The following is a 21,770-nucleotide window of genomic DNA, read 5'->3' on the forward strand; positions in this document are numbered from 1 at the left end:
TTGCTAGACATGTCGTTACCCCTCCGATACGGGGCTCACCAGAAGGACAGGACACCATCACCATGACCAAGAAGACCACGGCCAAGGCCAAAAAGAGGACCGCATCCAGCAAGGCCGCTGCGGCGACTGGCACGGCAAAAAAGCCGGCCACGAAGAAGGCTCCTGCGGCCAAAAAGCCTGCTGTCAAGAAGGCTCCCGCCAAGCGGGCAACGCCGAAGAAGGCTGCTGCGAGTAAGTCTGCACCATCGGCCTCGGGGCTGTACCTTGGCAAGGAACTCTACAAGCAGACCATCGATGGCCTGCGCGCCCAAGGGCTGGACCAGCAGGACGCGGTGGACACCCTGCGCGTTGGCCTCCGCGAAGCGAATGGCCGGCCCGTCCCGGTCCAGCTGCGCGGCACCCACGCCTCGAACGAACCGAACATGCAGCTCGCTGCCTGATTCAAGAGCCTACCAACCTGGTAGGCTCTTTTTTGGGGGCTGCGGGCCGTTCGTGTCTAGACGGGCAATAGAACCCCAAGGAAATTGCATGACGATTCACTTTGACATCCCCGCCGAGCTCGCCTGGCTAACTGCCCCAGCCCCTCATGAGGAGTTGGCTCGTCTTCGCGCGAGCGGTGAGCTCAGACGATTCCTGCCAGAGGTCGACGCGCTTTACGGCATCCCGCAAAGCCCGGAGCACCACCCCGAAATCGACACAGGAAGGCACATCGAGCTGACCCTGGAGGCCGCAGCGATGCTGTCCTCAGACCCCAAGGTGCGCTACGCCGCTCTCGTCCATGACCTGGGCAAGGCGCTGACGCCACAGGGCGAGCTGCCCCAGCACATCAACCACGAGCACGCCGGCCTCGCTCCGGTCGCTGAGGTGAGCGACAGGCTCGGCGTCCCGAACGACTGGAAGACCCTGGCGTTGCTCGTCTGCGAGCATCATCTCAACGTGCACCGCGCGTTTGAGATGAACCCACGGGGCGTGATTCGGCTGTTCGAGCGGCTTCCGCTCGTTGCCCAGCCCGAGTTGCTCGAGCCTTTCCTGATAGCCGTCGAGGCTGACAAGCGAGGCCGGGCCGGGCAGCTGCATCGCGACTATCGGCAGGGAATCTTCCTGCGCGAGGCGTTCCGCTTCCTGCTTGAGAACCCCATCCCTCCCTACGAGACCATTGACACGCCCGCCGGCGTCGCCGTTCACAGAACGCGCCTCACTGCCCTGGCGGAAGCCCGTAGGGCTGTCCTGGCCGCATAGCCTGCGGTAATTCTCCCAAGCGCCCCTCACATCCAGGGGCGTTTTTTTTTATGCTCGATACCTAGACGCGAGAACTACTTCTGCGCTGCATGTCCGACATCGAGCTTGTCATCACCTGGTCCCGCCGGCTGGAAAAACTGCTGGCCACACGCTATGGTGCCCGAGGAAAGGGGCTTCACGCGCTCACGACTGCCGCGCGCCACCGATTGCCTCCAAACACCGAACCGGGCCTGCGCTGGATTGCCACCATGAGGAACAAGGTCCTGCACGACGACGGTTTTCGGCTCGGAAGCCGCCGCGATTTCGCCAAGGAGTCGCGGCGACTGCAGCGCGCGTTGGGCTCGGCGGGCACCGGCCTCCTGGCGAAGGCTCGTGCAGTTGTGGTGCTTGGGCTGTTTTTGGCCGGAATCTGGGGATTTTCCCGCGGTTTTTATTAAGCGCGAGCCAATTTTATGCACGAGGTTGCTAGACGTTTTATATACCAATCATTAGCACCCCATGCAAACACAACGAAAGGCGCTCCTTGCTGCCATCGCGCTCACCGCGATGCAGCTATCCACAAGTGCCCTAGCTGCCAAAGAGCAGTGCCTGGTCTTCAACCGGGAACTTCAGAAAATTGAGCACAAGCTCTGTGACGTCCCGGACAAGCTGGTCGACGCCGCCGTTCAGGAAGCCAGCCAAAGCGGGCAGGCATGCGCTTTACCGGACCCCGCGCTAGCCAGTTCACCTGAGCCGGGCGCGCCGCTTCCAGCCGCCGCTTCCCCAGCGCCGCCCGACGTGCTCTCGACGGTTGAATGGCGGCAAGCGCAGCCCGAAGGTGGAAGCCCGCCGACATACCAAGGCTTCAGCGCGGGGGTTTCCGCTTCAGGCATGGGCAGCCCCGCGACGCCTACCACGAGCGCGGTAAAGGCAACGCGCGAATCGTATGCCGCTAGCCGCCCTGGCGAGTGGAGTCCGAGCGTGAAACGCGAGACTTCGAGCAGTTGGACGCCACCGGACGTGCTCAAGCCGAACCCGAGAGGCAAAGCAGCGTGGAACGCCTTCGAGTGCCTGCTCGTGCTCGCGGTCATCGCGACCTTGATGGCCTTCGCGGTCAACTGGAGCGATGCGGACGACCGGCGTCGCGCAGAGGCCCGGCCCCGGACATCGCCGCCGGGACCGCCGGCGGGCGGCCCAAAGGCCTCACGCAACACAGCCTTCCAACAGCCTGTCCGTACGCTCTCCATCCCGGACCGCAAGAAGTATGGTCTGAGTTGGCTCCCGGCTCCAGGCTCGCCGGGAGGTCCCTTGGCACGGTTGGTCAGCGGTTCCTCTGTGACACCAAGGGCCTGAACACCGTCGCCTTCACAAATACCGAAAGCGGAGCACATGCTCCGCTTTTCCATGCGCTGCCAACCCTCCCGGCCGGGGAGGGCGTTAGGCAATCGACAGTTTCTGTCGGGATGCACTCTTTTGACCAACGCCGAGCGGTCGCGACGTAATGCGCAGGAAGTGGTCAAGGATGTGAAAGTGGTCTTCGAAGAACTGGTCTTCCATGCGTGCCAGGTCAGAGATTCGCACCCATCGCGCCTTCTTGGCACCTCCATCAGGGTCGAACTGCGCGTTGACCTCCGGGAGTCGCAGGTTTCCGAGATTGAACTTGAAGGCCTGAGAAATGATGCGGCCGCGCGGGCTGCGACCTGGGTGGTCGAAGACGGCCGAGTCCTCGAGCGCGTCCAGCAGCGTGGTATCCAGGAAGGCGAGCCCGGTCTCCTCCGCAAGCTCCCGCACCGCTGTCTCATAGAAGCGGTCGCCATCCTCCATGAAGCCACCGGGCACGGCGTAGAGCCCCTTGCCCGCGCCTTCACCTCGCTGGATGAGCAGGACATGCCCACCGCAGATGACCACCGCGTCGCCGGCGTTGGAAGACTTGATATGCCCCCACTTTGCCTTGTAACCACGCAGCCACTCAGCCTCCCATGCGAGGGTCGACCGACAGGGCAGCGACCACCAGGCCGTCAGGTAGTCGTAGACGCCCGCGGGGACCATTGGCTTGAGCAACATGAAAATTGCTTCGCGCGGCTGGCCAGGGGTGTCGAACAGGACACTGCGAATCGCTGTTGCGTCCAGGTCCGAGAATCGGGGACGCTCTTGAAGCGCCCACCCAGGGAATCGGTTCAGGTAATAGCTCGTGTGGTCTTTGAAGTGTCCGACCAGCGCGACCTTGCGGGCAGCGGGCACCACCTCGGCGACACCGGCACGCACTGCAGCAACCCAGTCAGCGTCCTCGTAGTAGTCCCGGACCGGCACGAAGAACACGCGCTCGCGGTCCGATTCGGGCAGCGCCAGCCGAATCATGTCGGCGCGCTCCTGCCAGGTGAAGGGATTCTTGGGGCTGCGCGCCTGGAAGGCGGAGCCCAGGACGATGGCAACCTGCGGTGCGAGCGCCAGTGCGTCGAGGATGAGGGCCTGGTGGCCGAGGTGCATGCCCTGGAAGCGGCCGATATAGACAGCGAGGTCGAAGGAAGACGGTGGGAGCGGGGAAGTCATGCTTTATGGTGTGAAAAAGCGCAAGGCCTGCGCAGGCCTTTAGTATAGCATCGTTCGTTGCACTGCGCAACTAACGAAAGCAATGTCGTTTGAGAGCCGTTTCCTCTTTTCTTCTTCACCAAACGGCGCCCAGTTGCTGCAACCAAGCGCCATAAAAAAACGCCCCGTGATTGGGGCGTCCTAAAATGAAAGTGGAGGTCAGATGCCGTCGGTCAGCCCAAGCTTTATCCGCGCATTGGCCACCGCGGTTGCGGCATCTCGTGCCTCGGCAATGACGGCCCACGTCGAGTCGGTTGGCTGCACCACTGTCCAGCGACCGTCGCGTTCGCCAACAAAACAACCTGGGGGCAGTTGGTCAAGCGACGACGCCGCGGGGCCTTCGGGAACAAGGGCCACCTTAGGCTCCGCCGTGTGCTTCAGCAGATAGGGGTCCGTGAAATGCACGCCGTGTCCGCCCTCGGGTGTGTGCACCCAGGAAAGGCGATGGCGAATGGCCTTGTAAAGCTCGAACGCAATCTTCGCATCCGTAGGGGTGGATTCGCTGCCGATGGACTTGGAGCCTCCGAGGGTGTAGCCCGTCAGTACGGCCTTAAGCTGTTCGACCAGCTTGTCGCCCTCGAGCAGCGCGCCGTTGGCCAAGGGCTCGCCCTTCTGGCTCGTTATGCCGCCGTAGCGGACGAACTCCATCAGGTATTCGAGCTGGCCCATGCCCAGTCGCCCCACGAGCTCGAGTGCATCAGCCAGTACGTGGCTTTGCTTCTGGCTCAACCCGATGAGGCTGTATCGGAGGTTGGCGTCAAGCTGTGTCATGAATGTCCTTTTGTTTGGTGGAGCGCGCGAAACGGCGGGCCCGGATTTGAGGTCTGTGCGGCGTGTAGCAATTTTGGCGCAACTACCGGCCCCGGCCGTTACAGCACCGTTGCGCCAACGGCGGTCAACGGGGAAGGGTCTCAAGCACCGTTTGAGGCAGCTCGCCGGCGTCAATCAGCTTCTGAAGTCTGCGCATCCGGTACTCGGCGCCGCCTTCCGTCACGATGAGCTCGTGCTCGAACCAGGGCCACGCCGTCTTGCTCATGTCGACGCCTCTGGCCACCTCCTGACCGTAGACAGCCCGAAACTTCTTGAGCAATTCCGTTAGGCTGTAGCGGATGCCGGCAGCCACCTGGTTGAACTCCGAAAGAGCGGGCTGCTCCGTGGCAAGTTGAACCTTCAAGTCACGGTTCTGATTCCAAGCCGTATTGCTTCTCGCGGCGGCCGCCAGCCCCGCGTTCAAGGCGCGCAGTCCATTTTCCCGGTGCTCTCCCTCCGGAAGCTGCAGGACGGCGTCAAGGCCTTTCCTGTAGATGTCCAGGGCGGAGCCTGCCAAGCCGTCTGCGCTGTTCGACTCGAGCAGGCCCCTGAGGTAGTGGTGGCTGAGGGGGTCGTTGTAGTTCTTCTGTGAAGTCATCGTGGTCCTTAAGGCAGCGGAGCAGGGCAGGCAAAACCGCGGGGTCAGGACGCGGGCGCGTCAGAAGGCGAGTCAGGAGCGGCGGGGCTGGCCAAGCTCGACTCGAACCGCCCAAAGATGTGGTTCACGTAATTCGCGGATACGGCCAACTCGTGCTCGAACCAGCACCAGCTTGTCTTCCAGATATCCACGCCTTTCGCCTCCTCCAGCTTCGCGGCCTCCCTGAACTTGCGCTCCACAGTCGCCATCTGGCCCCGGGCTTGCCTGGCGAGTTCATTGAGCTCGCTGAGCTCCGGACGCTCGAGCTTAAGCTGCTCCTTCAGGCGCACGTTCTCGCCGTAGAGCTCAGCTCGGCGTATGGCGGCGCTCACGCCGCTGTTGAAGGCAAACAGAGCCGCCTTGCGGCCCTCGCCGACCGGCAGCTCGAGCAGCCCGTCAAGGCCGGCGCTGAATGACTTCACCACATGGTCCGCCAGGCCCAGCTTCCCCGGGCTTTCGAGCAGGTCGGCCAAGTAGCCGTGGCTTTGAGGGTCGTTGTAGTCTTTTTTGGGTGCGTCGGGCATCAGACCACCTTGGCGGCAATGGGCATCTGACGGCCGCTACCGAACGCGCGCGCCCGGACACGGATGATGGGAGGTGCCTGACGACGCTTGTATTCGTTCCGTGCAATCATCGTTCGCACCCGCAGAACCAGCGCGCGGCCTTCCTCGGTTTCCATCAAATCGCTGACGCGGCGGATTGCGTTGGCCTTTTCGTCAGAAGCCAGGCGGCCGCCCTCGATGAGCATGCGAAGCACGTCGTCCAGCACTTCGTAGGGGGGCAGGCTGTCGGTGTCCTTCTGGTCGGGCGCCAGTTCCGCCGACGGGGGCTTTTCGATGATGGCCACAGGGATGATTTCGCGCTCGGCCGTCGCGTTGATGTGGCGGCACAGCTCGAACACCTCGGTCTTGTAGAGGTCCCCGATGAGGCCGAGGCCGCCATTCGTGTCGCCATAAAGCGTGCAGTAGCCGACCGAGATTTCGCTCTTGTTGCCGGTGGTCAGCAGCAAGTGACCGAACGCGTTCGAGTACTCCATCAGGATGGTCCCGCGGGCGCGGGCCTGGAGGTTCTCCAGGGGAAGCCCCTTCAGCGGCTGCCCGAAGGCTGCCTCGAAGCCCGCGCCGAAGGCGCTGACGACGTCCTTGATAGCGTGTGTGAGCAGTGGGATTCCCAAGTTTCGGCAAAGCGTCTCAGAGTCGCTGACAGAGCCCGTACTGGAGAACTTTGACGGCATCGTGATGGCCGACACGTTCTCTGGCCCGAGTGCTTCAACGGCCAGGGCGAGCGTTAGCGCGCTGTCAATGCCGCCCGACGAGCCGACCACGACTTGTTTGAACCCGCAACGGCGAGCGTAGTCACGCAAGCCCAGGACGATTTGCTGGCGGTAAAACTCCATCGTGGGCAGGCCTTCGACGGACACGACCGGTAGTTCCTTGTCATCGGTTGCGAAGAAGCGCCCGTTGTCGAACCCCAGCGTGCGCACCTCTTCCATGAAACGCGCCGCCTCGTATTGCACTGTGTATCCCTCGCGGGTCGGGACGACAGCAAACGAGCCGCCGTCGTAGACCAGTTGGTCGTGCCCGCCGATGTGATTGACGTAGAAGATTGGGAGCTGGTTCACCGCGCTCGCCTGGCCGAACACGCGGTGGCGCACCTCACGTTTCCCGATGTCGCAGGGGCTCGCGTTCAGCGAAACAATAAGGTTCGGTGCTGCATCACGGAGGCGGTTGAAAGGGTTGACGATGTAGTCGGAGCCATCGTTGTTCCAGCCGTCCTCGCAGATGAGCAGGCCAACTCTCGTGCCTTGCACGTTGACCACGCAGGAACGGTCCGGGCCCGGCTCAAAATGGCGACGTTCGTCGAAGACACCGTAAGTCGGCAAGAGTTGTTTAGCGTACATCCCGCATTCCTTGCCGTCACGGATGACAGAAAGCGCGTTGTGCAGCTGTTTCCCCGGGCCGCTGCGCCGGCGCGGAAGGCCGAATACCCAGGTGAGCTCCGGATGCGCCTTCGACGCGGTCAACAACTGGGCGAAGCCGAGTTCGACCCGGTCCAGGAACTCGGGCTCGTCCAGCAGGTCTCCGGGGTAGTAGCCGGTAAGCGCGAGCTCCGGAAAGACGACCAGGTCGGAACTGGCGGCCGCGGCCTGAGCCGCCGCCTCGGCCATCTTGGCAACGTTGCCGAAGATGTCGCCGACGGTGAGGTTGAGCTGAGCGGAGGTGATGCGAATCATTGTGGTTTTATGCAGCTGTGTTGTCTGGGAAACATGCACAGTATAGCATCGTTCGTTGCACGGTGCAACTAACGGCGGCTATAGAAAACCCACCGCAAATGCGGTGGGTGATTCGAAGTTTCGGACGGGTGGTGCCTAGAAGAGCGTCGGTGCCGGCGCTGCGCGCTGAGCCGAACGGATGGCGGAGCGAACACGCATCAGGAGGTATCCCAGGCGATTCGCGCCGCGCCAGGTCTCGGTGTCAAGAATGCGGGGGTCATAGGCCGCAAGACCCACGCCGTACAGCCGGTCGGTCGGGCTCGCTTCGATGATGAGCTTCTCCTCGCTCGCCATGAGCACGCCATGCGCAGACGCGACCTGCGTGAACTTGTCGAAGAGCCCCTCGAAAAGCACCGCTTCGCTTGCGGCGTCCCAAATCGGCTTGACAAAGCCTGACACGGCCCGGCCCAAGGCCTTTTGTTCGCGCGGGTCCGGCTCTACCAGGATGGCTGCCATGCTGGTGGCATCCCCGAACAGTTCGGCCTTCCGGTACATCATCAGCTGCTCGGAGCAGTTGAAGTCGATGCCGCGGCTGGTGAACTTTCCTATGTTCCAGTTCGAAAGGGGGCTTTGCGCGCCCCAAAAGGTGACGATTTCGGTGCGAAGAAGCTTCATTGTGATGTCCTGTTGGTTTCCTATCCGGTCTAGCGACAGGACAGCGACCTATAGGACCTCAGCGGTCTTCGCCACTACCGTGCATCGTTCCGCGCGCCTTGCGGCCGAGAATCTTGTGCTGGTTCTCTCCCAGCACTTCGGACGGCGTGAAGCCATGCGCCCGGCAGAGCCGCGCCCAGTAATAGGCCACGTCACCCAGCTCCTTGCGCAAGTGAGCGCGGTCGAGCTTGCCGTCGCGAAGCCACTTTTTAAGCAGCTCCATGACCTCACCGGTCTCACCCGACAGGCCGAGCGACATGACGGTGTGCTGGCGCAGGTCCAGCTTGTCGCCATCACCGCTCATCCAGAGGTCGACGGTGAACTGTGCGTACTCGTCGATGTCGGTGCACGGCTTCGCTTCAGCAGGCAGGGGCGGCGCCGGGGCCGGTTCTGCAGCGCGCGAGCTTTTGACCACCCAAAGGCCGAAGAGCAAGCCCACGATGACTGCAAGATGCTCCATCCACAGCTCGAGCTCAGCGCCCAGATAGGCCGCGCTACGCACCAGGAGCACGCAGATGGCGATGGAGCCCAGTACCGTACGAGCAGCGGCGAACTGCCGGGCCGCGCTCATGCGTCGACTGCCTCGATGCCGAGGTTGCTGAAGATTAGGTCCAGCTGCGTCTTGAGCTTCTTGGCGCTCGCGGCCGCCAGCACGTTGCGCACGCCGGCCTTCGGGTCGCCGCCGTCTGCCGCCAGCGCCTTCGAGTCGGCCAGGAGCTGCTTCGGGTCCATTGCGGCCAGTTCCTCGATGGTCTTGCCCAGCGACGCGGCCAGCTGAAACGTGTCGCTCTCCGGAATTTCGCCGTATGCCATCACGCCGAGGTTGGCTGCCTCCTCGACCAGCTTGCCGAACACCACTTCTGAGCCGCGACGCGGCGGCACCTTGTTCAGCACCAGCATGATTTTCCCCTCGTCGAAGCCAAGTTTCTCGATAAGGAAGTGCAGGGTGCTGATGGTGTCCGTCTGGACCTTCTCCGAAGGCTCGGTGGGCACCAGCACCTTGCCGATGAACTCGTGCATGCCGTCGTAGCTCGACAGAGCAGCAAAGAAGTTCGACACGTTCGAAGCGCCCACGTCGACGATGACGGGTGCGGACATGGCCGCTTCGATGGCTTGCTCGAGGATTGCGCTCGTCTGCTCGGCGGAGAGCTGCACGGCCTCCCCCTGGTTGTATCCAGCGTTGACGTCTTCCACAGCAAAGACCCGCACGTCCTTGAGCCGTGGCACAAGCAAGTTGCGCGTCAAAGTTGTTTTTCCGACGTTGCCGCTGAAATTTGCGACCATCACGATTGGGTACATGCGCTCTCCGGAGGAAGTTGACGCCACGGCCTCTGATGGGCCACAGCACTTCCTCGTTTAGGGGAACGTTTTAGCCGGGGGGTGGGGCCTAAGCCGAGACGCTACTACCCGTTACCCCTTCGTTACGCTCGTCGACTGGGCCTCGGTTAAAATCCGCACTTCTCGAAACCGTCACTCCCCTGCGCTGGGACATCGACGGAACCTACAGAGCTCCATGTCCAAAGCAGCACCCCAGACCTCCATCGACTCCGGCGGGCTTCGCTACCGCAACAAAACCCCCGGCTCGCCCTTTGCAGTGGGCGGCAACTTCGGAAGTTCGACCATGTCGTGCTTCAAGTGCGGCACTCACCGCAACCGCTCACTGCTGCAATCCAAGCAGCTGCTGGGCCGGACACACTTCGTCTGCGCCCCGTCTTGCAAGGCGCTGGCAGAAGCCGCGAACTGACGCCAGCCCCGAGCGCGCGCTCGGGAGGCCCCGCTGCTAGCGGTTTCGAATCCGCAATTTCCAGCGAAATTCGGTCGAGCAGGGCTGCGCTCGGCGCCTCTGCGGGGTGAGCCTCGTTAGGGTGACGCCGTAGCCGTCGAATCCGAGGTCATACCGGATGTGCCGCTCAATCTCCCGCAGTGCTTCCTCTGTCCAAGTCACCCAAGACGGTGACTTCGTCGACACGCCCAGATAAACGATGCGGCTGGCACGCGGCCAATGTGCCATTAACCCGTCAGAGAGGTCGAAGCGGCGGTTTGTGCTCGTATGCAGCGGTCTGCCACGGCCATCTGTGAAGTTCAGCGTTGACCGGGATGGCCATAGGTTGGGCGCGCTCGGCCGCTGGTCGCGGGTCAGCAAATTGAGGTTCCGTGCTGTAGTCATTTGTTCTCCAGAAACCCGTCCGTGTCCTGATGGACGGCGGCAGCATCAACCGGACGGCAGACGGCGACAGCCTCCCGGGGCTCACGAGCTGTGAAGTGCCCAGCAGTCAGGCTTGTCACCGTGTCCCGTGGCCACGCCGCGGAGTGAACAGCCTGTCGAGGGTCGCACCAGCAGGGGACGATGAGCGTGGCCGAACTCTGCAGGCAAGGCGTCGCCCCTCCTGGCCAAACCAAGCCGACGTCTGCATTCCATGCACCCGAAACAACGCTGCTGGGCGCGTTCGCGGGCCCAAAGAACTCACCCATTGCCGCCCCATCGAGCTCCTGCAGCGCCGACGCGGCCATCGTTGTCGAGGCTACCTTAAAGACGGCGCTAGCGGCATCAGCGACCTTGCCTGCCGGCCCGCACGCGAACGCCTTCACCGTCTTCAGGCTTGCCCATTCCCACGGCACACTCGCAACGCCTAGCACCAGCTCGAGTTGATGACGGCCGCTGGCACGAATTGCCATCACTGCGGCGTCAACCGCTTCGGCCTCCTTTATCCTCCGCGCCGGAAGCTGCGCTACCACAATCAGGCCTGATGGCCGGAACTGGGACAGCAGCTCGCTTAAGGTTCGCAACAGGTCCTTGGCAGACGCTCGCACCCAGTGCTCGGTCACACCCTGCAATTGCCCAGCCAACGCAGCGGCACTTGGCTGCATTCCGGCATCGAGGTTGAGCAGCACAACAAGCCGCGGGACTTCGGTGCGCTCGCCGTCAGGGAGGTCGAACGCATAGCCTCCGCTCGCAACGAAGATTTCGGCCCCGTCCTGCAAACAGGCCAAGGGTACCAAGGGGGCGGCGGCGCGCGACACCGGCGTCAGGCCGGCAGCTGGGCGCTGTACTTCTCGCAGAACGACTGAATCTTGACCAGGTCTGCCCGGGTGACCGTCTCCGGGAACTGAATCCTCGCCTTACGGCGCGTGTCCAGCTGGATGGCCCATTCATGTACCACGGTCGACGTGGCATTGCCCACGGACTTCATGATGAGGGCGGCCACCGGGTCGACATCCTTCGGCTCGTTCGGCTGAGCTGCCGGGAGGATGGTCGCGAACTTGCGGAATCCCTCGTCCCAGACGAAGCGCGTGCTCATCCCGCGACGGCCAAGAACGAGTTTGCCCATCTGCAGGCCTTCCAGAGCGTTGAGTACCGTTCGGATTCGTCGGGGTCCAAGTTTAGTCAGCTTGACGAGCCGCTCAACCGTGACCGTTTCCATCTTGTTTTCATAGGACCGTAGGGCGTCGAATACGCGGCGGGCATCGCCGCTTTGGATGCGCATGGACTTCAGCTTCTTCTGCAGGTGCATCGTCACGGTGGTCATTCTGGAAGCTCCTTCTATTGCAACCGAATGTACCAGGTAAACAGCGTAAGCGTGCAGTCGCTTAGCCTTTTTAGGCTCTTAGCGTGAGACCGGTGAGCAGCCGAGCGACCGGAGCAGGGCGGCTGCCTGCTGGCAAAGCCCTTTCCGGCTATCGAAAGGTTCTGCGAAACGTAAGGTTCACCCGACTCGAATCGCCAGGCTCCTTGAAGATGCCGTGGCGCCATTCGTTCTGACAATCGCCCTTCATCACCAAGAGCGAGCCCCCTGGGAGCGAGTTCTTGTGCCGCATGCCGGTCTTCTGTGCTCGAAGACGAAGGTTCGCGAATCCCCGAGAGAGATTGAGGCGATGACGGGCTGCGGGCCCAACTGGGTCTCGTCGTCCGAGTGCATGCCGATGGAGTCATTCCCGCTTCGATAGCGGTTCAGCAGGACGCTATTCAGGTCCGTCGGCACCCCATGGTCGCAAAGGTAGGCCTCTATGCGCTGACGGACGGCTTTCAAGGGGGCGGGCATCGCCACCGGTTGGTGAAGGATGCCGGAGTAAGCGTAGGGCACGTCCCCGAACCAAGCCAGTTGGCGGGGGAACTCCACCAGGCGACCGCCCCAGCTGGCCATCTTGGTCTGCCACTGAATCCCGTCCAGGCAGAACTCAAGCAGCTCCGCATGGTGTGCGGGAGTGAGGAAGGCGGGTTCCCACAGCACGTCAGGGAACGGGCCGATGAAATCTGAGAAGAACGAGTTGTCCATAGGTCCTTGCAGCGGTCTCTTTCCCCAGGAGGCGGGCTTCGGTCCGATTACGCGACGGCGGTGGCAGCGAAGCCGATGACCGTCATGCCCGCGCCGAACGCAAGCAGAACGGCCAGCTCGAAGTTGTCGAGGAATCGCGATTTGAGAGAGTAGGTTGCAGGCCTGTTCCTGGGCCTTTGAGGGTTGAACCTCGTGTAGGCAGGTGGTTTACTCGAGGCCGTCTCCGCGCCTGCTACGCATCCGCTGTGGCCAGGTCCAGCTCCGCGAGCTTCCATGCCTCTGTACCGGAACAGAACACGTCCTGAGGCCGGTTCGCGCGGTCCAGGCCAAAGTAGAGGCCAAGGTCCTCGCCATCGACGGACATCACCATTGCGTCCTTGCCCGCCCGACGACCGTCGGGGTGGTCCGCTCGAACCCGGACGAAACCGCCCCTGTTGAGAATGTGCGCCATGCAGTGCCCCTTCAGACGGCGGGCGCCGTGTGGTTGAAAACCTGCCGGAGGTACGCCAGGAAGGTCTCGTCCTTGCACAGCGTCTTCCCCGCGGAATCGGACAGCTTGGCAGTAGGCTGACCATTGCAGCTCATGAGCTTCATGACGATGTTCAGCGCAGGGACGCCCATGTCGTTGGTCAAGTTCGTACCGACACCGAAGCCCACCTGCACGCGGTCGGCAAAGTGGCGATAGAGGTCGAGCGAACGCGGGATGTCGAGGCCATCCGAGAACACCAGACGCTTGGTCCCTGCGTCAACGCGCAGCTTGGCGTAGTGGGCCAGGGCCTTTTCGCCCCACACCTTCGGGTCACCTGAGTCGTGGCGCAGACCGTCGAACAGTTTTGCGAAGTACAGGTCGAAGTCCGCCAGGAACGCGTCCATGCCAACAACGTCCGTGAGCGCAATCCCGAGGTCACCGCGGTACTCCTGCACCCAATCCTCCAGGGCGGCCTTCTGGAAGTCGCGCAGGCGCACGCCAAACGATTGGTAGGACTGAAGGTATTCGTGCGCCATCGTGCCGATTGGCACCAGGCCGTGCTTGCGCGCCAGGTAGACGTTGGACGTGCCCTTGAAGTATTCCGGGACCTCCCGCGCGAGGGTGGCGACCACCTCGTCCTGCCATGCACCAGAGAAGCGTCGGCGCACGCCGAAATCGGAAAGGTCGAACGGAAAGCGCCGTGGCGCCTCCTTGCCGAAGGCCTTGAGCATTGCAATCTTCTCGGCGAGGCGCGCGCGGCCTTCTTCTAGCGCGAGAGCTTGGTCGACATTGCGGAAGTAAAGCTCGTTGACGATGGCGAGCACGAAAATCTCAAACATCATGACGTGAACCTGAGGTCCCGTCGCGACAATGTTCAGGGCATCCCCGCTCACGGAAACCTTGATGAACTTGCGCTGAAAGTGGAACAGCGCAAGGAAGTCGACAAAGTCCGATTTGATGTACCGCAGGCCGCGCAGATAGGTCAGTTCGTCTTCACTGAAGCGCAGGGTGCACAGGTCGTCCAACTGCTCGTTCACCTCCGCCTCGAGCTCTGCCAGCGGAAACTGCGGTTTGTTTCGACAGACAAACGCATACTCCGCGTGTGCACCAGGGTGCCGATGGAGCATCGCCTGCAACATCGAGAACTTGTAGAGGTCGGTTTCCAGCAGGGAGCGGATGACAGGAACGAAGGGCTCTCTTGCGGAGGCCTGGGTTGCGGTGAAAGCGGTCATTTTTTGAGGTGGCGGCATTGCCGCGCGGGAAGGTGTACGTGCAGTATAGCACCGTTCGTTGCGCCGCGCAACTAACGAAAGAGGCGAGGCCGCGCCTGTCGTTCTCTTCCTCACCATGCTGTGCGTGCATCGAGGTGACGCCTACATGCATCCTGCCGAACTAGCTCAAGCTGAGCTTCATCACCTCGCCGTCCTCGAAAGCTCCTATACCGGCGCCGAGCGAGAAGAGCCGCAGCTCGCCGGCCAACCCACTCCTGTCAATCTGCTTGCGGGCCGCCCCTTTGGCAACAACGAGAGCGTCCTCCTCGCGCAGCACCCCGACACCCGAGGAGCTGGCCGCCGCGTCAACCCCCAGCGTCGCAACAACCACCACCTCTTCAACCGCCCACCGCCCGGCCTTGAACGCAAGGGACAGTCGGACGGTCTCACCGTCGACGCGGCGGACAGCCGTAAGCCAGACATTCGACCGGTCAAGGCCAAACCCTTCGGCGACCTTGTAGCCCTTCAGGCCCTCGGCCGGCCCCTGCAGCACGCCGTCCCCTTCAAGCACCCCCACGAAAGGCATGCCCAGGCAGTCTTGCACGAAGCCTCCTCGGAAAAACGATGTCGAGAGGATGGCTGCCGGCCATTGCTGGCGCACAGCCAGCACCAGGCGCCCGCCCAGCTCAGCGGCGTCAACCTCGACCAGACCGTTCGACACGCCAGGCGCAAGCGCGAACACGCGATTCCCGGACTGCCAGACTCGTAGAGCGGTCGAGGGGAGGTTGCTGCCCGACGGCCCGCCGAGCGCGCGACAGGAAAGCGACACCCCTGGCCGGAGCCGTAACACGACCCGGTAACCAGCCGTCCTGACGATGGCGGCCTCGTGCCGAAGGACTTCTTGCAGCTCGCCTTCAGTGACATCAGCTACGGGCGACTTGGCGAGCGCATCCCAAAGCACCAGGCCCGAGGGGCCACGCGCGACGACAAAGCCGTTGAAGGCGGCCAGAATCTTGTCGCCAGCGTGGCCAAGGCGCTCCAGCTTCAAGGAGCCTGCGAGCGTCTGCCGGACGCGCAGCCGCGGCGCGGTCTGTGTCGCAAGCGTGCTCGCAAAGGTTGACGGCGGTTCCGAGCGCTCTCCGGTAGCGAAGGTGAGTTCGTACCAAGCGCGCAAGGCGGGCGGGATGCCCGCCACGAGCCTCGCTGCGGGCGGTAGGCGAACCTTGCTGTCAAAGAGGGACGCGCGCGACCGCATACGCTCCTCGAGCGCCCCGCGACTGAAGTCCGGGTGGGTACCCTTGTAGGGATGAATGCCGGTCCACAGCTGAAACGTGACCACGGCCCAGGCAAACCAGTCACTGCCTTCGGAAAACTCGTTCTGGGAATAGTCGCGGATGGAGGGCATGATTGCCGTGGCAGGGAAGCCAGGCAGCTGCCAGGAGTCCACATCGATTGCCGTTGGCAGCAACCCGTGGACGAGCCAGTTCATCTCGTTGGCGTCGACCATCAAGGCCTGGTGGTCATGAGCGGCGATGGTGATGCCTCGCATGGCCTCTACAACCTTCGCCGTCTCGGTAAGGCCAAACTGATGGGTGTCCCTCCAGCTGTTCGTGAATGCCTTGTAAAGGGCTTCTCCGGGCGCCTTCGGCAGCGACAGCCCAATGAAAAGTCCATTCTTGTCTCGAAGGATGGCTTGCGGAGCGGCGATGCCGGGGTGCTTGATGGCCGCCAGGGCGGCGACCTTGCGCTCCATGCCCGCCCGGATTGCTTTGGCCGGCTCCAGGTAGACCTTGTACGCCGTGTCCCCCTTGACGTAGACCGAACCTTCGCCACCGGTGGCAAGGTGGTCGTTTCCCGTCAACACAAGGCTTCGGCCTCCTTCCGGGTAGACGGTGACGCGCTCACTCATCGCCCGGCTCCCGGTCAAGCCAGATGCCGGCGACCGCGAGGTCATCTGTCGGCATGCCCCCCGCCTTCAGCCAGTCTCGAGCAAGCTTGGCCACCCGCCTACGCACGAACTCCCCTGTGGAGTTCTTCACTGCGGCCACCGCGGCAGCCGTTGCCTCAAGGCCTTCCTTGGTCGTGCCGAGCCCGTCACTGCACACAAAGACGGCATCCAGGTCCTGGCGCTTCACGTCCAGGGTGAGCTCCCAAGCCGGCGCCTGCGAGCTCTGAGCACAAACGTCGCTGCCCAGGACGCCGCCGTTGGCATCGAGCCTGGTACGTACGCAGTTCCGCAGCTGGTCCCTGTATTGCTCGTCGTAGGCAGTCTCCAGGGCAGGGTCTCGGAGGTACTGAAGGTAGAACGGGGCATTCGCAGAGTATTCGACCGACCAGACGGATAGGCCTCCGTCCCTGTGTCGGGCGATGACGACTCCGTCCCCGAACAGGCAGCAGCGCACAAGTGCACCATCGCTTTGGAGTACGCCGAGCGTCGAAAAGCCGTCCTCTGTGCTGAGGTTGGCCAATAGGGGCTCCGCCCTCTCAAGCACGCGGCGCTGCAGCTCGTAGGCGGGCAGCAGCTCCCCCGCAGCGCGAATGAGGACGCGTCGTGCGGCAAGCGCCCAGACACGGGCGCCGAGGTCCGAGGCCCCTCCACTAGAGCACCCATCCGCGACCACTGCCCATGCGACTCCTTCGGCCGAGCCCGCAAGGCAATAGTCCTGGCACGCCGTCGCCGCTGCGGTATGGCTGCTCCCTGTCAACACGGCATGGTCTGTGTGCATGCTCAACCCCTTTTGCTTGCGATGCTCAGTGTAGCTTCGTTCGTTGCTTGGTGCAACTATCGAACCGCAGGAAAAGGCCACCAAGGATTGATTCATCCCTGGCGGCCCGAATTAACGCTGTGCTACGCGATTGCAGGTTCCTGCTCTTCTTCGAAAGCGCGCACGATGTTGGCTCCGTGGAAGAGCCTGCCACCCCCGATGACCCCCGACGGCACCCATCCCGGTCCCTCGATGAACTTCATCCACGAGGTGAAATTGCCTTCATCACGGCGATGCCGATACTCCGTGACCATCCAGGCAGCGAGTTCCTTGGCAGTCGCGAACACCGGGGAAATGGGGCTGCCTTCGGTGGTGTGCTCCCAAATCTGGTAGCCCAACCCTGCCGGAGGCTCCACCTTAGTCCACTTCTCGGCCTTTTTCCTCAGCCGGTTGGTGCGCCAGATTTGACACTCGCCTTCACACGCGCTGCACGACATCGGGTGGCCCAACCGCTTGCATTCGGCTCTGATAACAGCCCAGGAGTTGATACTGTCGTGCCCCATGCCTCCGATGCTCCACGCGTTGACTTGCGCCGCAGTGGGCACGACCGCCGGCTCTTTCTTCACCCAACCGTCGCCGGGGCTGAACGTGGAAGTGAAGTCCCAGAGGCGGTCAGCCTCCAGCAGAGCTGCGACGTCGTCGTCGTTGAGGTGGTGGCTCCACTGCTGATTGAACAGGTCGCACAGCCGTTGCGCCTCACGATTCAGTGCGACGGGCCCTTGACCGTAGAACCCGGGTGCGCTCTCCAGGTTCCTCGACGCGAACGCGATGATGGGCGCGTCTTCGGTCGTCCAGGGCCTGCTGCCTCTGTCCTCCGGTCGAAAGGCCGAGTAGCCGTACCACTGGTTATGCAGCTCGGTGAGCTGCGGCGATTCGCCTCGCCCGCCGCATTGCCGGCACGGTCGGGCATGCTTGCTGAACGGATTCAGGAAGCCCTTCCAGACCTTTTCCAGCGGCCACTTGAAGTCCAGTGCGACTCGCTTGAGTTCACGTCCCATGGAAGTTCCTTTGACGCAGTGCGTCGTACTTGGGCTCGGGGCCCGTTGATAGAAATGCTCTGGGACGTGTAGAAACCGCGCGAGGGCCGCGCAAGCCCGCCTTAGGGCCAAGCGCGTGGACCCTGGCTATGGTCAGGTGAGCGATTCCAGGTCTGCTATGACCTTGGTGCAGACCTCGAGCGGAGGCTTCCCGGGGAACTCGTTGTTGGCCCGGTCCACGGCAGCGTGGACCGCTTTACCCAGCGCCAGGCGGTCGGCACCGCTCTGGTCCGCCTCCGCGGCGACCACATCGGCCAGTGCGTCCGAGAGACGCTCGAGCGCGTCGGAGGGCATGCCGCACTTTTCGGCAACCCGAAGGCCGTAACCGATTTTTCCTGCCGTAGCCAAGAGGTCGTCATCGGCTGCGGTCGCTGCCAGCGGCAGCAGCAGGAGGGCGGCCGCGAGGCCGAAGGGGGCAAGTTTGCGAGTCATGTGCGTGAAGGAAGTGCGGTTGCGCAGTGCAGTCACCGCCTTTAGCCAGCCCTGCTGGGCCTAGGCGGCACGGCGGCGTGGCGACTTTTGGCAGAAAAAAAGAGCCCTCCGTCTAAGCGGAGGGCTGAGCGCGGCGAGCGCGCGAATCTAGGCGGTTGCGGTGCCCTTGCGAGCTTTGCTGGCCTTGGTAGCAGAGGGCTTCGCGCTGCCATTCGACTTGGCTGCGCGAGTGACACGATAGAGGTCGAAAATCATCGTGGCCTCGAGCTGCGCAGGCGCCATGCGGGCATGGTGAGCCACGAATTCATGAGGACGGGTGAACACCGCCTCGTGGTCCGCAGGAAGCTTCAGCGCACCGGGCGCCGGCAGCTTGCAGCGGTTCGCCAGAAAGATGGCGTGACCTGCGCACTGTGCTGAGGTCTTCGCCTGCTCCTCCCAGTTCGGGCTTTCGTAGTCGATGCCTGCCGTGTGGCAGGGCATCCGGATACCCGAGTCAGCTTGTGCCAGAAACTCGCCAGGCTCCGAGGCTCCGAGCCAGCCAGGAGCGCTGTTGCGCCGCCATGGACACTCGAAACATGGTTTTTCGTGTTGGGCGCAGGGCGATGCGTCGGCAGGCTTGAACTCGGGATACTCCTCGTAGAGCGCTTGCTCGGGCGTTTGCCCGTCCTCGTAGGGGCCCATCCAGGCGTCCTCGTCGGCGACGGATACGCCATGCTTGCCCGCGAGCTTCTCGAGCTCGAGGTACCAGTGTTCCCAGATGACGCCCCGGGCCTTGTTGAATTCAGGCATTTCGTTCCTTCGTAGTTGACCTACAGGCGTGTAGCGAAGGGCGAGGCGCCGAGCTTGCCGGACCGCCGGCGCGGTTTAGGCAAGAAAATGGCGCCCGGTGAGGGGCGCCAGTTGTAAGCAGGGAGGGGTGCGCTTAGCTGGCGTCACAGGTGACGCGCCAGGCGAGAAGGCGGCTAGCTGTGGCAACGACCTGGTCCGCCCAGGCCTTGTCCGCCTCGAAGTCCTCGGTCGAAACGCCGAATCGCGCCGCGATGTCCGCCATCTCGGCGGCCGACGCGACCGTGGCGCCCAGGGGGAGCGAGAACAGATTGCCTTGGTGGTCGTAGCCGACGCCATCGACCTCCACCCAAGCGTGGGTGAAGCCGTCCGCACGGTAGCGGAGTACCGGAGCTGCGCCTAGTAGGGTGAAGCGCTCGTAGAGCGCTACCGCCATGGCCCAGCAGCCGCCCTCTTCGAAGTGGAAACCAGCTTCGGCATGTTCGACGGCTAGCGCCATCCCGGAGGAGATGTTCCCCGGATGAAATTCAGCATGCATGGTGTCCTCTGTGTCCTTTCGCTGTGTAGCAAGCGGAAGGCGAGGGAGGCCGTGGCGCGGCGCTTCGAGCTACCTCTTGAATTCCCAGTAGGTGCCTGTGGCCGTCGGCACCTTCGTCAGGCCGAACCGGCTGCTCGCTCCGAACCCTCGAAAAAGTGCTGCCAGGTCGCCAAGGAGAATGCGCGAGTCACCGTACGCTGAGTGGCCGAGGAAATCCGTGTTGACGTTTGAAGCGTCCATCGTCTCCAGGCCCGGCAGGACGATGAGGTCGGCGCCGGCGGAGCCCGCCCGTACTCCTCCCCAGAGACCCATAGATGCCGTCAGCGCTTTGTCCGCCTGGGAGGCGTACAAGCTGACGGGGGCACCGACTGCGACCAGCCGGGGAATGGTTTGCGAGGCGGCCGTGAAGTCCCAGGTGTACGCGGGCAGGGAACCATTGGAGGGCCAACTGTAAAAAACGGGGACCGAGGATAGGCCCAGGTCGGCGGAGATTTGTGCGGTCCGGTATGCCGCGTCTACGAAGGGAACGTTGAACCCGTGAATGAAAAGGAAGGCAGATTTCACACCTGGCGCCCGGCTAAGCGCAGTGTTCATCTCTTGGTAGAACTGTGCGGAAGTCAGCACCCGCTGGTCGAGAATTACGAAGTGCTTTTCGGTGCTCTCCTTCTGCCAGGAGGACGGCCTTTCGATACGGCCCATCTGATGAATAGGGCTAGGTGGGACGCTCACCTTCATGGCCCCCAGGACGATTGGGCCCCCCCTCTTTTCCAAATCTCTCCGGGCCCTCAACAGCTTTGCGGTCCGTTCCGAAGAAAACGTCCAAGACCATTGGCTTGGGGGGCCCCGCCAGGCCCGCGCAGCCTGAGAGCGCCGCCGCCAGGACTGCAACGGCCATGGAGGCCGACCAAAGTTGACGCGATTTCGCGGCCATCAAGGATGCCAGTGCCATGAACCCCTCCATTGTGGAAAAGCGGACAGACGATGGCGGCCTAGTGGTTTTAGGAGTTTGGCCGGCTACGCATTACAGCCGAATTCTGGAGTGACGAGAAGCCCCGCTCCGAGGGGCCAGCGCCCTGAAGCCACGTGCTCTGAACGACCGCGGGGCGAGCTCGAAGCGGGGAGGGCACCGGCTAGTGGTGGCTAGACCGAGAAGAACTACTTCTTCTCAGTCGATAAGGAACCCATGCCAACACACGCATCCCTCTCGAAGTACCAACAAGGCCAGAACCTCTGGTTTCACCCCGAAACGGGCGTCGAGGTGCGCGCTGCCCTCGAAGCAGCGTTCAAGACGCGATATGCCGTCCGACTCTGGTTCGGCGACACCAAGACAGGCCGCGCCTGGCCGGAGCAAGACCACGTCATCGGGCAAATCGGACGGTCGGCGGGCAAGCGCAAGCTGCCGCTCCTCGCGTCAGCCGATGGCGAGGCCGAGCTGCAAATCGAAGACCAGTGCATCGTTCGAATCGACCTGGCCGCACCTGGAACGCTGCCGGGTAGCTCCGTTTACCGGCATCAGGCGTTCCACACTGGCGACTGGGCCGTATCGGCCTCAGATAAGCGTGGTTACGCCGAGGACGTGCTGAACGATGGAAAGGTGCTGGCGCGCTTCAAGCAGAATGGCGCCGGCGCCCGCTACATCGACTTTCTGACCGGAGCATCGAATGCCTTCTGAGCAACCACGGCCCGTCCGCCCGGAGCTCGCTCCCGCATTCCAGCCTGGCCAGGTCATCGAGTTCTGCGACGACTTCTTTGTCGTCAGGGACAACCTCGGCGCCAGCGGGACGGTTACCCACCTTGACGGGCAGCACTGCTCCAGCAACTGGCGCTGGTCCTTTGAAGACGAGGTCTGCCGTCTCGCGACGGAGGCAGAGCTCAAGGCTCTCGACACCGGCCTGCCTCTCGTTTCCGCCGCGCTGGCGAGACTCAAGGCAGCCTCCTAACCAACGTCATTCCAAGCCGGGCCCTATTTGGGCCCGGCTTTGCCTTGTGCTCGGTGAGCGTTCCCGCAGCGCCGCAGGCACCGGTAGTGAGCATCGGGCGCTTGGCCCCGCCACCAACCCCGAAAGAAGGGCCGCTGT

26 protein-coding genes are annotated in these 21,770 nt (G+C 63.0%); 6 read left to right on the forward strand and 20 right to left on the reverse strand.

Translation table 11 applies throughout. The features are described 5' to 3' along the window. Positions 1-62 precede the first annotated feature (62 nt). From E5P2_RS31020 to E5P2_RS31030, 3 genes are all read left to right on the forward strand, one after another. Positions 63-440 (forward strand): hypothetical protein, encoded by a 378-nt coding sequence (locus E5P2_RS31020; RefSeq protein WP_174258344.1) that lies wholly within the window; start codon positions 63-65, stop codon positions 438-440. 88 nt (positions 441-528) lie between these two features. Next, on the forward strand, positions 529-1,239 hold the full coding sequence (locus E5P2_RS31025; RefSeq protein WP_162571024.1) for an HD domain-containing protein: 711 nt from the start codon (positions 529-531) through the stop codon (positions 1,237-1,239). Between the two features lie 89 nt (positions 1,240-1,328). Next, positions 1,329-1,676: a DUF4145 domain-containing protein gene (locus E5P2_RS31030; protein ID WP_162571025.1), complete on the forward strand. Its 348-nt coding sequence runs from the start codon at positions 1,329-1,331 to the stop codon at positions 1,674-1,676. A gap of 979 nt (positions 1,677-2,655) precedes the next feature. Here the strand turns inward: E5P2_RS31030 and E5P2_RS31035 are convergent. From E5P2_RS31035 to E5P2_RS31070, 8 genes are all read right to left on the reverse strand, one after another. Then, positions 2,656-3,768, reverse strand: coding sequence for an NUDIX domain-containing protein (locus tag E5P2_RS31035; protein ID WP_162571026.1), 1,113 nt, complete (start codon positions 3,766-3,768; stop codon positions 2,656-2,658). Between the two features lie 198 nt (positions 3,769-3,966). Then, complete coding sequence (locus E5P2_RS31040; RefSeq protein WP_162571027.1) at positions 3,967-4,578, reverse strand: hypothetical protein; 612 nt, start codon at positions 4,576-4,578, stop codon at positions 3,967-3,969. Positions 4,579-4,702: 124 nt separating this feature from the next. Then, on the reverse strand, positions 4,703-5,215 hold the full coding sequence (locus tag E5P2_RS31045; protein WP_162571028.1) for a hypothetical protein: 513 nt from the start codon (positions 5,213-5,215) through the stop codon (positions 4,703-4,705). Positions 5,216-5,259: 44 nt separating this feature from the next. Then, complete coding sequence (locus tag E5P2_RS31050; RefSeq protein WP_162571029.1) at positions 5,260-5,778, reverse strand: hypothetical protein; 519 nt, start codon at positions 5,776-5,778, stop codon at positions 5,260-5,262. Continuing rightward, on the reverse strand, positions 5,778-7,487 hold the full coding sequence (locus tag E5P2_RS31055; protein ID WP_162571030.1) for an NAD+ synthase: 1,710 nt from the start codon (positions 7,485-7,487) through the stop codon (positions 5,778-5,780). Before E5P2_RS31055 ends, E5P2_RS31050 begins: the two co-directional genes overlap by 1 nt. A gap of 135 nt (positions 7,488-7,622) precedes the next feature. Then, on the reverse strand, positions 7,623-8,141 hold the full coding sequence (locus tag E5P2_RS31060; protein WP_162571031.1) for an NADAR family protein: 519 nt from the start codon (positions 8,139-8,141) through the stop codon (positions 7,623-7,625). Positions 8,142-8,199: 58 nt separating this feature from the next. Then, positions 8,200-8,751, reverse strand: coding sequence for a nucleoside triphosphate pyrophosphohydrolase family protein (locus E5P2_RS37945; protein ID WP_232076894.1), 552 nt, complete (start codon positions 8,749-8,751; stop codon positions 8,200-8,202). Beyond that, a complete protein-coding gene (locus E5P2_RS31070) occupies positions 8,748-9,479 on the reverse strand; it encodes a nucleotide-binding protein (protein ID WP_162571032.1) in 732 nt (243 codons plus the stop codon). The genes E5P2_RS37945 and E5P2_RS31070 overlap by 4 nt, the downstream gene beginning before the upstream one ends. A gap of 214 nt (positions 9,480-9,693) precedes the next feature. Between E5P2_RS31070 and E5P2_RS37950 the strand changes: the two genes are divergently transcribed. Beyond that, entirely contained in the window at positions 9,694-9,924 is a 231-nt protein-coding gene (locus tag E5P2_RS37950) for a hypothetical protein (RefSeq protein WP_162577705.1), read from the forward strand. A 419-nt stretch (positions 9,925-10,343) separates the two neighbouring features. Here the strand turns inward: E5P2_RS37950 and E5P2_RS31075 are convergent, their stop codons facing one another. The 12 genes from E5P2_RS31075 to E5P2_RS31130 all read right to left on the reverse strand — a co-directional run bounded on the left by E5P2_RS31075 (position 10,344) and on the right by E5P2_RS31130 (position 20,427). Continuing rightward, a complete protein-coding gene (locus E5P2_RS31075) occupies positions 10,344-11,201 on the reverse strand; it encodes a hypothetical protein (RefSeq protein WP_162571033.1) in 858 nt (285 codons plus the stop codon). Positions 11,202-11,206: 5 nt separating this feature from the next. Next, the gene (locus tag E5P2_RS31080; RefSeq protein WP_162571034.1) at positions 11,207-11,707 is read right to left on the reverse strand and encodes a hypothetical protein; all 501 of its coding nucleotides are present in this window, start codon (positions 11,705-11,707) and stop codon (positions 11,207-11,209) included. A gap of 246 nt (positions 11,708-11,953) precedes the next feature. Next, entirely contained in the window at positions 11,954-12,454 is a 501-nt protein-coding gene (locus tag E5P2_RS31085) for an alpha-ketoglutarate-dependent dioxygenase AlkB family protein (protein WP_232076893.1), read from the reverse strand. 232 nt (positions 12,455-12,686) lie between these two features. Beyond that, positions 12,687-12,905, reverse strand: coding sequence for a hypothetical protein (locus tag E5P2_RS31090; RefSeq protein ID WP_162571035.1), 219 nt, complete (start codon positions 12,903-12,905; stop codon positions 12,687-12,689). Positions 12,906-12,916: 11 nt separating this feature from the next. Continuing rightward, positions 12,917-14,155, reverse strand: coding sequence for a nicotinate phosphoribosyltransferase (gene pncB, locus E5P2_RS31095; protein WP_162571036.1), 1,239 nt, complete (start codon positions 14,153-14,155; stop codon positions 12,917-12,919). 160 nt (positions 14,156-14,315) lie between these two features. Further along, the gene (locus E5P2_RS31100) at positions 14,316-16,043 is read right to left on the reverse strand and encodes a hypothetical protein (protein ID WP_162571037.1); all 1,728 of its coding nucleotides are present in this window, start codon (positions 16,041-16,043) and stop codon (positions 14,316-14,318) included. Continuing rightward, positions 16,036-16,956, reverse strand: coding sequence for a protein phosphatase 2C domain-containing protein (locus E5P2_RS31105; RefSeq protein ID WP_332106004.1), 921 nt, complete (start codon positions 16,954-16,956; stop codon positions 16,036-16,038). Before E5P2_RS31105 ends, E5P2_RS31100 begins: the two co-directional genes overlap by 8 nt. Positions 16,957-16,982: 26 nt before the next feature. Further along, positions 16,983-17,897 carry a hypothetical protein gene (locus tag E5P2_RS31110; protein WP_162571039.1) on the reverse strand — a complete coding sequence of 305 codons (915 nt, stop codon included), beginning with the start codon at positions 17,895-17,897 and terminating at the stop codon, positions 16,983-16,985. A gap of 132 nt (positions 17,898-18,029) precedes the next feature. Further along, positions 18,030-18,404 carry a hypothetical protein gene (locus E5P2_RS31115; protein WP_232080949.1) on the reverse strand — a complete coding sequence of 125 codons (375 nt, stop codon included), beginning with the start codon at positions 18,402-18,404 and terminating at the stop codon, positions 18,030-18,032. A gap of 111 nt (positions 18,405-18,515) precedes the next feature. Beyond that, positions 18,516-19,157: a hypothetical protein gene (locus tag E5P2_RS31120; RefSeq protein WP_162571041.1), complete on the reverse strand. Its 642-nt coding sequence runs from the start codon at positions 19,155-19,157 to the stop codon at positions 18,516-18,518. Positions 19,158-19,290: 133 nt separating this feature from the next. After that, positions 19,291-19,692 (reverse strand): hypothetical protein, encoded by a 402-nt coding sequence (locus E5P2_RS31125; protein WP_162571042.1) that lies wholly within the window; start codon positions 19,690-19,692, stop codon positions 19,291-19,293. A gap of 69 nt (positions 19,693-19,761) precedes the next feature. Further along, on the reverse strand, positions 19,762-20,427 hold the full coding sequence (locus E5P2_RS31130; protein WP_162571043.1) for an alpha/beta hydrolase: 666 nt from the start codon (positions 20,425-20,427) through the stop codon (positions 19,762-19,764). Positions 20,428-20,875: 448 nt separating this feature from the next. Here E5P2_RS31130 and E5P2_RS31135 point away from each other — a divergent pair, with 448 nt between their 5' ends. Then, positions 20,876-21,364: a hypothetical protein gene (locus E5P2_RS31135; protein ID WP_162571044.1), complete on the forward strand. Its 489-nt coding sequence runs from the start codon at positions 20,876-20,878 to the stop codon at positions 21,362-21,364. After that, positions 21,354-21,632 (forward strand): hypothetical protein, encoded by a 279-nt coding sequence (locus E5P2_RS31140; protein WP_162571045.1) that lies wholly within the window; start codon positions 21,354-21,356, stop codon positions 21,630-21,632. Before E5P2_RS31135 ends, E5P2_RS31140 begins: the two co-directional genes overlap by 11 nt. Positions 21,633-21,770 lie beyond the last annotated feature (138 nt).

It is taken from the genome of Variovorax sp. SRS16 (assembly GCF_901827165.1).
Taxonomy (GTDB): domain Bacteria; phylum Pseudomonadota; class Gammaproteobacteria; order Burkholderiales; family Burkholderiaceae_C; genus Variovorax.

Coding starts and splice junctions, on each gene's coding strand:
- E5P2_RS31020 (WP_174258344.1), top strand. CDS start 63: ATGACCAAGAAGACCACGGCCAAGGCCAAAAAGAGGACCGCATCCAGC.
- E5P2_RS31025 (WP_162571024.1), top strand. CDS start 529: ATGACGATTCACTTTGACATCCCCGCCGAGCTCGCCTGGCTAACTGCC.
- E5P2_RS31030 (WP_162571025.1), top strand. CDS start 1,329: ATGTCCGACATCGAGCTTGTCATCACCTGGTCCCGCCGGCTGGAAAAA.
- E5P2_RS31035 (WP_162571026.1), bottom strand. CDS start 3,768: ATGACTTCCCCGCTCCCACCGTCTTCCTTCGACCTCGCTGTCTATATC.
- E5P2_RS31040 (WP_162571027.1), bottom strand. CDS start 4,578: ATGACACAGCTTGACGCCAACCTCCGATACAGCCTCATCGGGTTGAGC.
- E5P2_RS31045 (WP_162571028.1), bottom strand. CDS start 5,215: ATGACTTCACAGAAGAACTACAACGACCCCCTCAGCCACCACTACCTC.
- E5P2_RS31050 (WP_162571029.1), bottom strand. CDS start 5,778: ATGCCCGACGCACCCAAAAAAGACTACAACGACCCTCAAAGCCACGGC.
- E5P2_RS31055 (WP_162571030.1), bottom strand. CDS start 7,487: ATGATTCGCATCACCTCCGCTCAGCTCAACCTCACCGTCGGCGACATC.
- E5P2_RS31060 (WP_162571031.1), bottom strand. CDS start 8,141: ATGAAGCTTCTTCGCACCGAAATCGTCACCTTTTGGGGCGCGCAAAGC.
- E5P2_RS37945 (WP_232076894.1), bottom strand. CDS start 8,751: ATGAGCGCGGCCCGGCAGTTCGCCGCTGCTCGTACGGTACTGGGCTCC.
- E5P2_RS31070 (WP_162571032.1), bottom strand. CDS start 9,479: ATGTACCCAATCGTGATGGTCGCAAATTTCAGCGGCAACGTCGGAAAA.
- E5P2_RS37950 (WP_162577705.1), top strand. CDS start 9,694: ATGTCCAAAGCAGCACCCCAGACCTCCATCGACTCCGGCGGGCTTCGC.
- E5P2_RS31080 (WP_162571034.1), bottom strand. CDS start 11,707: ATGACCACCGTGACGATGCACCTGCAGAAGAAGCTGAAGTCCATGCGC.
- E5P2_RS31085 (WP_232076893.1), bottom strand. CDS start 12,454: ATGGACAACTCGTTCTTCTCAGATTTCATCGGCCCGTTCCCTGACGTG.
- E5P2_RS31090 (WP_162571035.1), bottom strand. CDS start 12,905: ATGGCGCACATTCTCAACAGGGGCGGTTTCGTCCGGGTTCGAGCGGAC.
- pncB (WP_162571036.1), bottom strand. CDS start 14,155: ATGACCGCTTTCACCGCAACCCAGGCCTCCGCAAGAGAGCCCTTCGTT.
- E5P2_RS31100 (WP_162571037.1), bottom strand. CDS start 16,043: ATGAGTGAGCGCGTCACCGTCTACCCGGAAGGAGGCCGAAGCCTTGTG.
- E5P2_RS31105 (WP_332106004.1), bottom strand. CDS start 16,956: ATGAATCAATCCTTGGTGGCCTTTTCCTGCGGTTCGATAGTTGCACCA.
- E5P2_RS31110 (WP_162571039.1), bottom strand. CDS start 17,897: ATGGGACGTGAACTCAAGCGAGTCGCACTGGACTTCAAGTGGCCGCTG.
- E5P2_RS31120 (WP_162571041.1), bottom strand. CDS start 19,157: ATGCCTGAATTCAACAAGGCCCGGGGCGTCATCTGGGAACACTGGTAC.
- E5P2_RS31125 (WP_162571042.1), bottom strand. CDS start 19,692: ATGCATGCTGAATTTCATCCGGGGAACATCTCCTCCGGGATGGCGCTA.
- E5P2_RS31130 (WP_162571043.1), bottom strand. CDS start 20,427: ATGAAGGTGAGCGTCCCACCTAGCCCTATTCATCAGATGGGCCGTATC.
- E5P2_RS31135 (WP_162571044.1), top strand. CDS start 20,876: ATGCCAACACACGCATCCCTCTCGAAGTACCAACAAGGCCAGAACCTC.
- E5P2_RS31140 (WP_162571045.1), top strand. CDS start 21,354: ATGCCTTCTGAGCAACCACGGCCCGTCCGCCCGGAGCTCGCTCCCGCA.